We start from the raw sequence: 13,458 nt of genomic DNA, 5'->3' as shown, positions 1-13,458 counted from the left end.
GAGGTAAGCAAAGTGCAATCATTAATCACGGGCGATTGTGCTTGCGAAGCTCGATCACGGATGCGCTCTGTGTGCTTGCGGTGACCAACCTGATTGCTTGGTCGAGCTGGGCTAAAAACACAGCGCGGGGGACGACGCGATGCACGCGCCGGCTGCCTACATAATCGATGATGTGGAAGGCGCTCCGATCTGGCTCGGCATAGTATTCGCTAGGCACGTCCTGCCAATACACCGTCTCGCGATCCGCCATTGTACTCCCCCGCGCGGTTCGCCCCGCCCCGAGGGGGATAGTTATGCCAAAGCAACACCTTCTCAAGGGTCTAGGGGTATATACTTATCAGGTCACATGTGCCGTGCTGGCACTCGCGTGCCAGCATTGCGCGCGGTCAGCGTGCGATGCGGTGCGGCACGCGGCATCATGCTCGCGGCCGGCACGGCCGCGCCATCCTCCGCCCGACCATCGCCCCGACCCGATCGGCGGCGCGCATAGCACTCGCGGGCCAGCCTTCGCGCGCCCAGCGCGGGAGGCTGGCCCGCGGCATCATACCTCGAACCCGGCGGTTGCGTTGGTGTGTTGCGGCCGTCTTGCGCCTCTTGCGCCCTGACCCGATCGATGGCAGGCAAGAAATTAGCGGCGCTTCCGTGGCTGCTACACACCGGGTCGGGGGGTGTAGCAGTCTGTGTACCGGGCGGTGTAGCGCTGCAAATCACTGATATCGTTAGATTAATCAGCCGGTGTGACACCGCGACACGCGCGTTGCACGCGCGCTATACGCGTGTGCGCGCGTGTGTGCATACGCGTATAGACGTTGGGTTTTGTGTATCGGTGTAGCATCTAATATATAGAGCCATAATTACAGTAGCTTAGGCGTTACACGCGGGCGTGACACCGCCCGAGACGACGTGTCACGGTGTCACGGTCAACGTTCCGCCTTGGACCCGCGCGCTTCCCGTGCGGTACCTGATCCGCCGCAACTGCCAATTTAGGGGCATTTGGGGTGAGCGAAGCGCGAGGTACGGCAGCGGTGGTGGCGGGAGCGGTCGAGGACGCGCGCCGCGCCGTCGCGCCGGTCGCCCAGGCCGAGCAGCTCGACCTTCTCACGTCCGAAGACTGCCTGGAGCCCGACGCGGCGGAGGTGCTGGCGATCCAGCGGGCGCGCGGCGGGTCGATGGCGGAGGCGGTGGCCGAGTGGCGGGCGCAGGGCGCGCGGGGGCGGAAGCCCGGCGCGGTGAACCGCAGCACCGCCGACCTGGCGCGCTACCTGGGCCAGTTCGGGCCCGATCCGGCGGTCAAGCTGATGCGGATGATCGCCCGGCCGGTCGAGCTGCTCGCCGCCGAGCTGGGCTGCACCATGGCCCAAGCGTGGGACCGGCAGGCGCGCGTTGCCCTGGATCTGATGCCCTACTTCCACGGCAAGAAGCCGGTCGCGATCGACATGACGGTGAAGGGCGATTTGCACCTGGCCATCGCCGGCCTCACGCATTCGGCCGAGCAGGTCGAGCAGCTCCGAGCCGAGTTCGCCGAGGTGCCTGAGGGCGACGGCGAAGAGGCTGATAATGCTGACTTTTTCGATGTCGATCCGGAGGTGTCGGAATGATGCAGTCGGAACGCATGGCCTATGTGGCTGGAAAGGCATCGCTTTTCCACTCGGCGCGTCAGGTATCGCAGCTTCACCGCGAGCCGGTGGGGGGTGGTCGGCCGAAGGCCGAGGGGGGGCTTCCCCCCATCGCCGCGCGCCTTGTTCCTCCCCCCACGTCGCACGTGATTTTCAGCGATTTGGCGCTGTCCTTCTGGACGCCTGGGGCGGTTCGGCTCCTGCCGCGACATAAGACCGCCGGGCACCGGGGTCGGGGTGAGGGAAAGGCTGAGGCCATGCGCGAAATCGGACCCGCTCGCGCCGGGGTCGGGGGGATGCGCGTCGCCGCGGCCATCGGGCAGCGGGGTGGTAGCGCGAATGCCTGGAATGTGAGCCGGGCGCGAGCTGGGCAGCCTAGCGCCGCGCAGGCGATCGTCAACGGGGGTGTTCGGTGAACCCTGTGGATCAACCGCCGCGTGGGCCGGAAAAGCGGCCCAGTGATTTCCGTACGCGGCTGATCCGCGTTCGGTTGTTCGAAGTGGCCGGCGAGTTGATGGGCAAGGCCCGCCTGGCGGCCCACCTCAAGCTCGACACGCGCACGGTGCGGAAATACGCGTCGGCCGAGCGTGGCCTGTCCGATGCGACGCTGCTGGAAACGGCGGATGCGCTCGACGCGGTGGCCGAGCAGCTGCGCGCGCACGCTGCGAAGTTGCGAAGCGCTGCCGGCGAAGCTGCGGAGCCGGGCGCATGATGGACGGCCGTGTCCTCGACATGGTGGGCCCGGTTGCGGCCCGGTTCTTCGAAAGCCGCGCATTCGTGGCCGGCATCATCGGCCCAGTCGGTTCGGGCAAGACGATCACCTGCTGCCAGAAGCTGCTGGCGATCGCCGTGAAACAGAAACCGCGCGTGCGGAAGCGCGATGGGCTCAAGATGCGCAAGGCGCGCATCGGCGTGATCCGCGACACCTATCCGAACCTGGACGCCAACGTTTTGTCGTCGTGGTTCAAGGTCGTCCCCGAGGAACGCGGGAAGTTCGTGTGGGACGCGCCGCGGCGGCATACCTTCCGCGTCATCCTCGCTACCGATCCGATCAGTGGTGCGCCCACGGATATCTGCGATGTTGAAGCCGAGTTCCGCGCGATCGGCGACAAGTCGGTCGAGGCGATCACGCGCGGCTGGGAAATCAACGCGGCCTGGGCGAACGAATATGACACGCTGCCCGGCGAGCTGCTGCCCTACCTCTCCGGCCGCGTCGGCCGTTTCAGCGACCTTGATCCGCGCCTGGTGGTCGATCCCCAGATCATCGTCGATCTCAACATGCCGGACATCGACAATCACGCGTACAAGACGCTGATCGATGAAGATTTCAGCCTGGGCGATGACCCCGCGCTGATTGAGGCGCTGAACGGTCGCCCGCTGGTCGAGACGTTCCTGCAGCCCGGCGCACGCGAGCCCGGCGCCGAAAACCTCAAAAACCTGCCCGCCGGATACTATGCGCTGCAGATCGCGCTGAACAAATCGAAGCGGAACTACATCGATCGCATGATCGACAACAAGCCGGTGCCGCTGCAGCACGGCCAGCCGGTCTATCCGGAATTCAACTTCCACCGGCATATCGCCGATACGGTCGAATTCGATCCTTCGCGCACGCTGATCGTTGGCATGGACGCGGGGCTTACCCCCGCCGCGGTGTTCGTCCAGCGCGACAGCCTGGGCCAGCTGCGGGTGCTAGCCGAGTTGTGCGTGTTCCCGGAAGGCGACGAAGCGCTGTCCGGCGTGGGGCCCACGCGCTTCGGGCAGGCGGTGGCGCGGTTCATCGCCGAGCGGTTCCCGTCGATCCAGCTGTCGCGGAAGTCGGTTTCCACGCTTCATCGGATCGCGACCGGCACAAGCGCCAGCTCGGGCTTTCGCGAATTCGAGCGCGAAAAGGATATCGAGTTCGTCTGCGATCCTTCGGCGAAGGACGGCACCGACAAGAGCGGCAACGAGAAAAGCTGGCTCCAGATCGTCTCCGCGCAGATCCACCGGCCAATCAAGCCGGCGCGGACCAACCAGCTGCACGTGCGCCTGGAAGCGGTCCGCCGCCCGATGCTGGCGCTGATCGATGGCCAGCACCCCGGTTTCGTCATGGCGAAGGAATGCAAGGTTCTGCGCCGGGGGTTCGTCTCAGGCTATCACTACCAGCGCGTTGCCGTGGGTGGAGACGGTACAGGCCGGTTCGACAGCGAGCCACGGAAGAACATGTTCAGCCACGTGCAGGACGCGCTGCAATACGCCGCGATGGCGGACGGCGCGGCCGTGGCGGAGATCCTCGGCAAGCAACAGCGCAAGGGCCGTGCGGCGGCCCGCGCGGCCGGCCAAGGCGGCGCCAATTTCGGCAACGGCTATTTCTCGGGAGGATAGGATGGCTTTCGCAGCTCCAGCTTTGGTGCCGCTTCTGATCGGTGGCGGGGTTGCCGCCGCCGGGAGCGTCGTCGGCAAGCTCTTGGCGCCAAAGCCACAGGCAGCCACGCCACAGGTTCAGCAGGCGGCCGCTGCCGTCCCCACGCGTGATGCGGCTGCCGAGCTGGCGCGGCGCGAAGATCTTCGCCGCCGCCGCACGGGCGGCGCGGGCAACACCTATGCCGGCGATGCCGCCGCCGCGACACCCGCCGCGAAGACGCTGTTGGGACCGGGGGGCTGATCCTCCGACGATTGGAAGGAACCGACGATGGAAACGACCGACGTAAACGCGCTGCAGGGCCTGAAGGTGGATGATATCAAGCCCAAGCTTGCCGCGCTGAACAAGGAACAGCTCGAGCAGCTCCGTGCGCTCGAGGAAGCGGAAGGCGAGGGGAAGACGCGCAGCACGCTGGTTGCTGCGATCGATGTCCGTCTCGCCGCACTGGCCGAGGGGCAGGGCGCTGATGATCAGGGCACCGGCGAGCAGGGTGGTAATGATCAGGGTGCGCAGGATCAGGGCGGCGTCGAAGGCGCACCCGCCGGTGGACCTGCTGCGCCCGTGTTCGATGATGTCCAGGCCGCACTGGACGCCGAGCGGGATCGCATCGCCCGGGACGCGGAAGTCCAGGCTGCCGCTCTCGCGCTGACTGATCGCAATGTCGCGGTCGAACGGGAAAATGCCGTTCGCCTGTTCGGAGAGGCCTGCGCGGCGCTCGGCGGCGTGGATGGCGATGTGCTGATCGACGGTGCGGAGCTGTATTTCAGCGAGGGCGAAAGCTTCCTCGCCGGGATGTCGGTGCCGATCCGGCCTGCCGCCATCAGCGGCGAAGGCGGACGCCTGATCGTCAACGAAGCGATCGACTTCCCCCTGATGGCGCCCTCGGCGCGGATCGAAGCCGTCTGGCTCCATTCGAACGGCCACTGGGCGATGACGCGGCTGATGCAGCCGCTGGTGATCGGCGGTGGCCACGAAGCACGGCTGCCCGCCGGGCACCTCGCCTTCGCTGTGAACTGAACGAAAGGGGAGGCAGGGCATGGACGACGCAACCGCGATCCTGAAGCGCCAATCGGCCATGGAGGCCGATCGGATGAACTTCGATGCCATGTGGCAGGATGTCGCCCAGCACCTGCTTCCCCGGCAGGCCGATTTCCTCGAACTGAGCGGCATGCGTCCGCAAGGTCAGAAGCGGTCGAGCAAAATCTTCGACAGCACCGCGATGCTCGCGATGGATCGCGGTATCGCGGTGTGCGAAGGCTATTCCATGCCCAAGGGCACGCGGTGGCAGGTGCTCGCCCCGCGCGACGAAGAACTGGGCAAGCTGCGCCACGTGCGCGAATGGTACCAGCGCAAGACGGCCCAGCTGTTCCAGCTGCGCACTATGCCCTTTTCCGGCTTCGATACGCAGGCGCATGAAAGCTGGGCGTCGCTGCTCGCCTTCGGCAATCAGGCGACGTGGATCGAGGTGCGGCGCGACAAGATGGGTCGCCCGCTCGGCCTGTTCTATCGCAGCGATCATATCGGCTCGCTGTGGGTGGCGGAGGATGCCTGGGGCCGCGTCGACACGATGCACCGCCGCTTCACCCTCACGGCGCGACAGGCGGCGCAGCGCTGGCCGAACGAAATCCCGCCCTCGGCCGCGAAGGCGCTGAAAGGGCCGACGCCCGATCCCGAGCGCAAGAACGACTATCTGGAAGTGATCGAACCCAACGTCCGCTATGAGGAAGGCCGGATGGACTGGCTGGGCAAGCCCTGGGCCCATTGCCATGTCGATATCGCGGAAAAGGCGATCTTTGATCGCGGCGGCTATCGATCGATGCCGCGCGTCTATTCGCGGTACGAGAAGGCGCCGTTCGAAACCTACGGCCGCGGCCCCGGCATGTCGGTGCTGCCCGATGTAAAGCAATGCCAGCAGATGGTGCGCGACATCGTGACCGCGTGCGAATTCATGGGGCGCCCGGCGCTGCTCGCCGCCGATGACGATCTGGACGGGTTGATCCAGTATTTCGCGGGCGGCGTCACCTATGGCGGCCTCGACGCGGACGGAAACCCGAAGGTGCGAGCGATGTTCGAAGGCATCGACATCAGCGGCGCCCGCGAAATGCTGATGGACACCCGCCAGCGGATCCAACAGGCCTTTTTCAACGATCTGTTCCTGGTGCAGCAGAATGACGGCGGGCTGAAAAGCCACGTCTCGGCCGCGGCGATCATGGAACGCGCCCAGGAAAAGGGGCTGCTGCTCTCGCCGCTGGGGCGGCAGGAAACCGAATGGTTCGGCCCAGGCACGGACCGGGAACTTGACCTGATGGGCGAAATCGGCCTGCTCGACGACATGCCGGGCGAGGTCCGCGAGGCCGGCGGCAGCTATCAGTCGCAGTACGAAAACCCGCTGGCGCGCGCACGTCGCGCCGAGGAAGCCGGCGGCTTCTATCAGCTGCTGCAGGGCGTGACGCCGCTGATCCAGGCCAAGCCGCAACTGATCGATGATTTCCTGACGATCTACGATTTCCGCAAGATCGTCTCCGGCCTCGCCTGGGTGCACTCGGCACCGGCCGCGTGGGAAACCGACGAAGCCGAGCGCGAGGCCAAGGATCAGGCGGTGGCCGGACAGGCGCAGGCGGCGCAACTCCTAGAAGCCGCGCCGGTGGTGGCGGACGTGGCCGACAAGCTTTCGCGCGCGGGGGCAAGCAATGTCCTCCCAGCCTGACGGCCTGTCGCTGGGCCAGCGCGCGGCAGCCTTCCGCCGCTCAATCCGCGAGCGCCTGGCGGCTCTGACCTCGCGCCATTCGCGGTATCGCCGGCTGTTCCGGGAAGAAGATGGCACGCTGACGCCGGATGCGGCTGCGTTCTTCGCCGAGATCGCGAAGCGCGGTCGCGTGCATGACAGCAGTTTTCACACCGATCCGCGCGAGCATGCGCGCCGCGAAGGCGCGCGCGAGCTGGCGCTGTACCTGATGTCCGGCCTGGAGCTGGACGGCGCAAAGCTGGCGGCGCTCACACGCCAGCTACGGGAGCATGAAGATGACTGATCTTGTGGAGGGCGCCGGCGAAGGCGGTGCCGGGGGTGACGGCGGCGCGGGCGGTGCCGGTGGCGCGCCTGCCGGCGCGGCGGCGCCCGAATGGATGGCGAGTCTGCCCGACGAACTGAAGGGGGACGCAACGCTCTCGCGCTATGCCTCGCTGGAAGAACTGGCGCGCGGCCATGTCGAGGCGCGCAAGGTGGCCAGCTCGCGCGTGGTGCTGCCCAGCGGCGACGACGATGCGGCCTGGTCGAAGTTCGGCGAGACGCTGCGCCCGGCTGACCCAAGCGAATATGCGATCGGCTTGCCGGAGGGCGTCGATCCGGCCGGGCCGGCGGCGAAGTTCGCCGATGCGTTCCGAGCCAAGGCACACGAAATCGGCCTGCCGCCGCGCTGGGCAAAGGCGCTGGCGGATTGGAACAACGAGTTCGTCGCGAAGGATATCGCCGAGCGGAACAGCGCAAGCGAAGCCGAACTGAAGGCGTTCAAGGGAGCGACCCCCGACTATGACGCCAAGCTCGCCTCGGCGCAGGGGCTGTTCAAATCGCTTGGCCTGGACGAAGCGGTAGTGACCGAGCTGGATGTCCGCCTGGGCACGGGCAACCTGATGAAGCTCGCCTTCGGCTTGGCCGAGAAATTCGGCGAGCCCGTGCGGGTGGATCCGGACGGGAAGGGTGCCGGGCTTGGCGGTGGCGATGCGAGCAATGCCAAGGACCAGATCAAGGAATTTGATCAGGCCAACCGCGACAAGATCAGGGCCGGCGACCCCGACACGATGCGCGCGCGGCGGAAGCTGCTCGACGCGGCCAATGCCCAGGCGGCGCGATAATGCCGTGTTTCCAGTTCGGACCTTGACGGGAGGGGCGCTCCCGTAACATTCCTCGCGTCGAGACGGGGTGTCTTAGCAGTCTGCCCCGTCTCACCCGGACACCCCGCTTCTGCGGCCCCGGTGCACTCCCCGAAAGCAGGGGCGCCGCAAGGCCGGCGATACCAGCCCAGAGCGGCCCCGCGTCCAGCGGACACCCCGATCGAAATCGCAACAGCTTTTGCTTTTTCCATCGGGAGACCCGCCATGCCCGAGAATTGGGCCGATACCACCCGCACTGCCGAATATCAGGCAAACGTCGAGTTCCAGCTCAACGAAACGCCCGGCCGTGCCCAGATGTTCGCCGGATCGAAGGGAAGCCATTCCGGCGCCTCGGTCGAGATCACCGATCGCTTCTCCGACATGGAGGCCCACGAGATCGAGGGCCGCAACGCGGACACGGTGAACACCGATACCAGCGTCGAGCGGCGCTGGATGCACAAGCCGCGCCGCCGCGCCGTCATCCCGCTGCTCGATCCCGACGATGCGATGTCCACCAGCGTCGATATCAAGTCGCCGCTCGTCGTCGGCACCGCGCGCGGCATCCGCCGCACCCAGGACGATGCCTTCCTGGAAGGCTATTTCGGCACCGCCTATACCGGCGAGAAGGGCACGATCGCCGTGCCGTTCAAGTCGGCCAACGTCATGGCGTCCGACTATGGCACCACCGGCACCCAGACCGGCATGACGCTGAACAAGCTGATCGACATGCAGATGATGATCAGCGAGTCGTTCGCCGACGAAGAAGAAACGCCGATCATCCCGGTGACGCCGCGGCAGGTGGCGGACCTGCTGAAGATCCCCGAGATCCGCAGCAAGGATTTCAACCCGCAGGACGTGATGCCGCTGCAGAGCGGCAAGGTGGCGACCTTCCTGGGCTTCACCTTCGTGCCCATGCGCTACGGTTCGGCCAAGGCCTATCCGCGCGGCTCGGCGCTGACGCTCGCGTCGGCCTCGCCCAACATCCGCAGCGTGCCGGTGTTCGTGCCTTCGGGCATCCATCGCGGTTCGTGGCTGGAGTTCGAAAGCCATATCGACCTCCGCGCCGACAAGAACCACTCGACCCAGATCGCGGGCTATACCTGCGTCGGGTTCACCCGCCTGAACGAAGACAAGTGCTTCGTCATGCAGTGCAAGGAGGGCTGATCCATGGCCAAGGGCTATTCCAAGGAACTGGTGGGCGTTCGGGACGGCAGTGTCGTTCCCGCGCTCAAGGCGGACGGCCGCAAGGTGCTTTCGCGCCGCCGCGAGACGCTCGCCACGTTCGATCTGAGCCAGTCGACCGTCGCCAAGGCGTCGGGCGATACCAACGTCATCGGCGTTCTCCCCAAGGGGCATCGCTTCGCGGGTGTGCGGATCACCTCCAGCGTCTCGCTGGGCACGGCCACCATCGCGATCGGCTATGCCGGCGCGCCGGCAGCCTATCGCGCGGCGGCGGTCTTCACCGCGGTGGAGACGCCGACGACGGCGGCGCCCACCGCGGCGCTGACGGCCGATCCGGTCGATAGCGATACCGAAATCTTCTTCACCGTGGGCACCGCCGCTCTGCCGAGCAGCGGCATCCTCGTGATGGAGCTGCACTACACGGGGCGCTGACACCAGCGCCCATCGTGGGGCGCCGCCGCCCGGTCCGATCCTTCTCGTTGTGAGCCGGGGCGGATTGGGGATGAGCCGGGCGGCGGCATGCCTTTACGAACCCAAAGGAGCATCCCTTGGCCGCACAGCCCAGCCTGATCCGCATCGTGAACCGCGCGGCGATCTGGCTTGGCACGGCCCAGCGGATTTCCAGCCTGGACGATCCCGCGCCGCTGGCTGAGGCCGCGCGCGATACGATCGACTTCTGCCGCGACGAATTGCTGGCGTCGCACCCCTGGAATTTTGCGGTGGAGAACCGCACCACGGCGCAGGTGGTGGGCGTCGACACCGATCGCTATGCCCGCGCCTTCGAGCGCCCGGCCGATGGCCTACGCTTCCTGCCCGCCCGCCCCGACGAAGATTGGGGCGGCTTCGGCGTGATCGAGCAGGGCCAGTACCTGCTTAGCGATGCGCCGCCGCCGCTCAAGACGCGGTGGATCGTCCGCGTCGAAGATCCCAGCCGGTGGTCGCCGGGCTTCACCCACAGCATGTCCGCCGCGTTGGCCTTCGAGATCTTCACCGTCATTACCGGCAGCGATGCGATGTCGCAGAAGCTCGCGGCGCGCCTGGAAAATGCAATCCGATCCGGCAAGCGGCAGGACGGCATGGCCAGCGGCAACCGGGCGCGGCTGACCGCACGGCTTTCCAGCTGGCTCGGCGCGCGCGAGGCGGGCGGCCGCGAATGGCAATATGGGCCGCCGATCGTATGAGCCGCGCCCGCGTCCAGCGCGGCAGCTTCAACGCCGGTGAGCTGAGCCCGCGCCTCCTAGGTCGCACCGATGCCGCCGCCTATGCGGCCGGATGCGTCAAGATGCTGGGGTGGATGCCGCTGCTGCAGGGGCCAGCGGCAGCGATGCCGGGCACGGTGTTCGTCGCCCAGGCGGCCGGGCCGTTCCGCTGCCTGCCGTTCGAATATGACGTGCTACAGAGCTACGCGATCGAGGCAAGTGCCGGCCGGTTTCGCTTCTATACCGGCGACGGCAGGATCGAGACCGCGCCTGGTGTGCCCTACGAAATCGCCACGCCGTGGAACTATGCGCAGGTCGAGGGCCTCGATTTCCACCAGTCGCTGGATGTGCTGTATCTCGTCCACCCTTCCACACCCCCGATGGAATTGCGCCGGCTGACGGCTACGACGTTCTCGCTGGTGACGCTCGACTTGCAGAATGGCCCCTTCGAGACCGGCAATGCCGATGAACTGCAGGTGGTATCCGCCAGCGGCGACACGGGCAGCGTAACGCTCACGGCCGGCGATACGGGCGCGCCGATTACCGGCTTCTTCCAGCCCGGCGATGTGGGCGGGCTGTTCGAACTGGAAGCAGGCGATTATGCCAGCGTGCCAGCGTGGGAGCCGGGTATTACCGTCGCTGCCGGCGAGGATCGCAGCTCGGACGGCAAGGTCTATACCGCAGCGACCAGCGGGCGCACCGGCACGGTGCAGCCGATACACACCGAAGGCCTTGCCTATGACGGCATGGCTAGCGGCACGGACATCAACAGCAACGCAGCCGGCGGGGTGCAGTGGCGGTACAAGCACGATCGCTTCGGCATGCTGCGCATCACTGCGGTAGCCGGTGACGGCGCCAGCGCGACGGCGACGGTGCTGCGCCGCCTGCCGACGGACTTTGCGATCCCCACCTGGCGCTGGGCCTTCGGCAAGTATAGCAACCGGCGCGGCTGGCCGGAGGCGGTCACGATCTGGAATGAACGGCTGGTGTTCGCCAAGGGCGACGAACTGGATGGCACGGCGGTGGGCGGCTATGGGGCCGGCACCGCCGATTTCGCCCGGCGCGACGATGCCGGCGATTTCCAGCGCGACCTCGCCTTCTCGACGCGACTGCCCAACCCGAACCGCATCCGCTGGCTGGCAGCCGATCGCAAGCTGTTAATCGGAACCGCCAAGGCCGAGCATATCGCCGAGCAGCTGCTCGTCCAGAGCGGCACGCCCGGGCCGCCGGTGATCGAAATCGACACGCAATCCACCTATGGCTCCGCGGCGACGCGGCCGGTGATGGCGGATGGCCGCGTGCTGTTCATCCAGCGCGCCGGGCGGAAGGTGCATGAACTGGGCTATGCCGTCACCACCGATCGCTACGAAGCGCCGGACATGACGCGCCTGGCCGAGCATCTGGGGCAGGCCGGCTTCGTCGAGCTGGCCTGGCTGCAGGAGCCGGAACGCCAGATCTGGGCTGTGCAGGGCGACGGTGCGCTTGCGGCGATGACCTATTCGCCCAGCCAACAGGTGTTCGGTTGGGCCCGGCGCGAGCTCGGCGGGGCGATGAAGGCGCGCAGCATCGCATCGATCGTCGCGCCCGAGGGCACGCGCGACCGCATGTGGATCGCAGCGGAAACCCCGGCGGGCGGCTGGTGGATGCTCCGGATGATGCCGCTGCGCGATACCGGCGAGGCGGTCCAGCTCTCCTATCTGGTCGATGCCGGCTTATCCTATCTGGGCGTGATGGGCGGCCCGCCGATCAGCAACGGCAGTGGCCTTGCGCATCTGGCGGGACAAACCTGTTCGGTGCTGGCGGACGGCCGGGCGCATCGCGATATCGTCATCGGCCCGGGCGGCGAATGGGCGATCGACTTCCCCGCCAGCGCGATCCATATCGGGCTGGCTTACCCGGCCGAGCTGTCGCTGCTGCCGCCCGAGTTCACCACGGCCGGCGGCACCGCGCAGGGCCAGATCAAGAAAATTCTCAAGACGACGCTGCAGCTGTTCGAAAGCGGCGGCCTGGAAGTGGAAGTGCAGAGCCTTCGGGCGCGCACGGTGAATACACGCCGCGTTACGGTGCCCTTCGATCAGGCGACGCCCTTGTTCACCGGCTTCCTTCCGATCGACACCGGCGGCGACTTCGATCGAGAGGGCCTGATCACAATCCGCCGCACGCAACCGCTGCCGTCGCTGCTGCTGGCGCTCGTCGCCGATTACGAGCTGCAGTGATGCGGGCGATGGATATGCAGCCCTTCGACTTGGCCGAGCTGGTGCCGCAACCAGAGCAGGCCGGCCCGGCGGATGTGAGCTTTTCGCAGGCGTGCCGGCTGAGCGACGCCGGTCCCGCCTTCTCGATCCGCGACGATGACGGGCGCCTGGTCTTCACCGGCGGGTTCGTCGAGCTGCCGAACGACAGCGCATTGGTCTGGTCACGGATCGCGGCGCTCACCCCGCGCGAGATGGTGCGGGTGACGCGCATGGTGCGGGCGGTGATCGATGAGGCCGACTATCGCCGCATCACTGCGCACGTCCGCACCGGCCATGCCGGCGGCCATGGCTGGCTGCGCCGCCTGGGCTTCCGGCGCGAGGGCACGATGCGCGAGCTCGAGCCCGGAATGGATTTTGACCTGTACAGCCGATTGAAGGGGGAGCGCTGACATGGCGCATTATGCGGCACCGCTGGCGATCGGCCTGCAGCTGGCCGGTGGCATCTATGGCGCGGTGAACCAGAGCGACACGCTGCGCGCGCAGGCGGGCGTGGATGAAGCCAATGCGCAGCTCGCCGAAATGGATGGCGCGCGCCAGACCGAGGATCTGCGCCGCAAGGCGCGGGCAACCCAGGGCGAGGCGATGGCGGCACTGGGGATGAACGGCACCGCGATCGGCACCGGATCGGCGCTGGACGTGATCACGCAAAACGCGATCGATGCCGAATGGGACGTGCTCAACGCCCGCCACGCGGCGGGGCGACAGGCAGATGCGCTGCGGGCCGAAGCGGCCGGAAAGCGATCGGAGGCCAAGGCTGCGCTGTGGGGTGGGCTGATCGGCGCTGGGGCTCAGGCGCTGGGCGGCTATGCCTCGTTCACGCAATCCGGCCGGGTTGCTGCGGCGGGCGCCGCCGGCCGCATGCCGCGCGCGCCGGGCACGACGATGCCGGTGCCGATGCCCAGCGGCGGAACGCGTCCAACGGGAACGGGGTTCTAAGT

General features: G+C 67.1%; 15 protein-coding genes. 14 read left to right on the top strand and 1 reads right to left on the bottom strand.

All coding sequences use genetic code 11. The features are described 5' to 3' along the window. Positions 1-25 precede the first annotated feature (25 nt). The gene (locus GGR89_RS20840; protein ID WP_167713123.1) at positions 26-250 is read right to left on the bottom strand and encodes a hypothetical protein; all 225 of its coding nucleotides are present in this window, start codon (positions 248-250) and stop codon (positions 26-28) included. Between the two features lie 748 nt (positions 251-998). Between GGR89_RS20840 and GGR89_RS20835 the strand changes: the two genes are divergently transcribed. From GGR89_RS20835 to GGR89_RS20770, 14 genes are all read left to right on the top strand, one after another. Continuing rightward, positions 999-1,598: a hypothetical protein gene (locus GGR89_RS20835; RefSeq protein ID WP_167713121.1), complete on the top strand. Its 600-nt coding sequence runs from the start codon at positions 999-1,001 to the stop codon at positions 1,596-1,598. A gap of 439 nt (positions 1,599-2,037) precedes the next feature. Beyond that, positions 2,038-2,328, top strand: coding sequence for a hypothetical protein (locus tag GGR89_RS20830; RefSeq protein WP_167713119.1), 291 nt, complete (start codon positions 2,038-2,040; stop codon positions 2,326-2,328). Continuing rightward, positions 2,325-3,980, top strand: a complete 1,656-nt coding sequence (locus tag GGR89_RS20825; protein ID WP_167713118.1) for a hypothetical protein — start codon at positions 2,325-2,327, stop codon at positions 3,978-3,980. The genes GGR89_RS20830 and GGR89_RS20825 overlap by 4 nt, the downstream gene beginning before the upstream one ends. A 1-nt stretch (position 3,981) precedes the next feature. After that, on the top strand, positions 3,982-4,260 hold the full coding sequence (locus GGR89_RS20820) for a hypothetical protein (protein ID WP_167713116.1): 279 nt from the start codon (positions 3,982-3,984) through the stop codon (positions 4,258-4,260). Between the two features lie 27 nt (positions 4,261-4,287). Then, positions 4,288-5,034 (top strand): hypothetical protein, encoded by a 747-nt coding sequence (locus GGR89_RS20815; RefSeq protein ID WP_167713114.1) that lies wholly within the window; start codon positions 4,288-4,290, stop codon positions 5,032-5,034. Between the two features lie 19 nt (positions 5,035-5,053). Next, positions 5,054-6,724 carry a portal protein gene (locus GGR89_RS20810; RefSeq protein WP_167713112.1) on the top strand — a complete coding sequence of 557 codons (1,671 nt, stop codon included), beginning with the start codon at positions 5,054-5,056 and terminating at the stop codon, positions 6,722-6,724. Beyond that, positions 6,708-7,046, top strand: coding sequence for a Bbp19 family protein (locus tag GGR89_RS20805; RefSeq protein WP_167713110.1), 339 nt, complete (start codon positions 6,708-6,710; stop codon positions 7,044-7,046). The genes GGR89_RS20810 and GGR89_RS20805 overlap by 17 nt, the downstream gene beginning before the upstream one ends. Then, a complete protein-coding gene (locus GGR89_RS20800) occupies positions 7,039-7,866 on the top strand; it encodes a hypothetical protein (RefSeq protein ID WP_167713108.1) in 828 nt (275 codons plus the stop codon). Before GGR89_RS20805 ends, GGR89_RS20800 begins: the two co-directional genes overlap by 8 nt. A 243-nt stretch (positions 7,867-8,109) precedes the next feature. Then, positions 8,110-9,048, top strand: coding sequence for a phage capsid protein (locus GGR89_RS20795; RefSeq protein WP_167713106.1), 939 nt, complete (start codon positions 8,110-8,112; stop codon positions 9,046-9,048). 3 nt (positions 9,049-9,051) lie between these two features. Continuing rightward, entirely contained in the window at positions 9,052-9,498 is a 447-nt protein-coding gene (locus GGR89_RS20790) for a hypothetical protein (protein ID WP_167713104.1), read from the top strand. A gap of 116 nt (positions 9,499-9,614) precedes the next feature. Then, the gene (locus GGR89_RS20785) at positions 9,615-10,247 is read left to right on the top strand and encodes a phage connector family protein (RefSeq protein ID WP_167713102.1); all 633 of its coding nucleotides are present in this window, start codon (positions 9,615-9,617) and stop codon (positions 10,245-10,247) included. After that, complete coding sequence (locus tag GGR89_RS20780; RefSeq protein WP_167713100.1) at positions 10,220-12,481, top strand: phage tail protein; 2,262 nt, start codon at positions 10,220-10,222, stop codon at positions 12,479-12,481. The genes GGR89_RS20785 and GGR89_RS20780 overlap by 28 nt, the downstream gene beginning before the upstream one ends. An 8-nt stretch (positions 12,482-12,489) precedes the next feature. After that, entirely contained in the window at positions 12,490-12,909 is a 420-nt protein-coding gene (locus GGR89_RS20775; protein WP_167713097.1) for a GNAT family N-acetyltransferase, read from the top strand. 1 nt (position 12,910) lies between these two features. Further along, positions 12,911-13,456 (top strand): hypothetical protein, encoded by a 546-nt coding sequence (locus GGR89_RS20770; protein ID WP_167713095.1) that lies wholly within the window; start codon positions 12,911-12,913, stop codon positions 13,454-13,456. Positions 13,457-13,458 lie beyond the last annotated feature (2 nt).

This window comes from Sphingomonas trueperi (genome assembly GCF_011927635.1).
Taxonomy (GTDB): domain Bacteria; phylum Pseudomonadota; class Alphaproteobacteria; order Sphingomonadales; family Sphingomonadaceae; genus Sphingomonas; species Sphingomonas trueperi.
This window is presented reverse-complemented; position numbering and strand designations above follow the sequence as displayed.

Bases quoted from the DNA above. Each gene is read 5' to 3' on its own strand.
- GGR89_RS20840 (WP_167713123.1), bottom strand. From the start codon at position 250: ATGGCGGATCGCGAGACGGTGTATTGGCAGGACGTGCCTAGCGAATAC.
- GGR89_RS20825 (WP_167713118.1), top strand. From the start codon at position 2,325: ATGATGGACGGCCGTGTCCTCGACATGGTGGGCCCGGTTGCGGCCCGG.
- GGR89_RS20820 (WP_167713116.1), top strand. From the start codon at position 3,982: ATGGCTTTCGCAGCTCCAGCTTTGGTGCCGCTTCTGATCGGTGGCGGG.
- GGR89_RS20815 (WP_167713114.1), top strand. From the start codon at position 4,288: ATGGAAACGACCGACGTAAACGCGCTGCAGGGCCTGAAGGTGGATGAT.
- GGR89_RS20810 (WP_167713112.1), top strand. From the start codon at position 5,054: ATGGACGACGCAACCGCGATCCTGAAGCGCCAATCGGCCATGGAGGCC.
- GGR89_RS20805 (WP_167713110.1), top strand. From the start codon at position 6,708: ATGTCCTCCCAGCCTGACGGCCTGTCGCTGGGCCAGCGCGCGGCAGCC.
- GGR89_RS20800 (WP_167713108.1), top strand. From the start codon at position 7,039: ATGACTGATCTTGTGGAGGGCGCCGGCGAAGGCGGTGCCGGGGGTGAC.
- GGR89_RS20795 (WP_167713106.1), top strand. From the start codon at position 8,110: ATGCCCGAGAATTGGGCCGATACCACCCGCACTGCCGAATATCAGGCA.
- GGR89_RS20790 (WP_167713104.1), top strand. From the start codon at position 9,052: ATGGCCAAGGGCTATTCCAAGGAACTGGTGGGCGTTCGGGACGGCAGT.
- GGR89_RS20780 (WP_167713100.1), top strand. From the start codon at position 10,220: ATGGCAATATGGGCCGCCGATCGTATGAGCCGCGCCCGCGTCCAGCGC.
- GGR89_RS20775 (WP_167713097.1), top strand. From the start codon at position 12,490: ATGGATATGCAGCCCTTCGACTTGGCCGAGCTGGTGCCGCAACCAGAG.
- GGR89_RS20770 (WP_167713095.1), top strand. From the start codon at position 12,911: ATGGCGCATTATGCGGCACCGCTGGCGATCGGCCTGCAGCTGGCCGGT.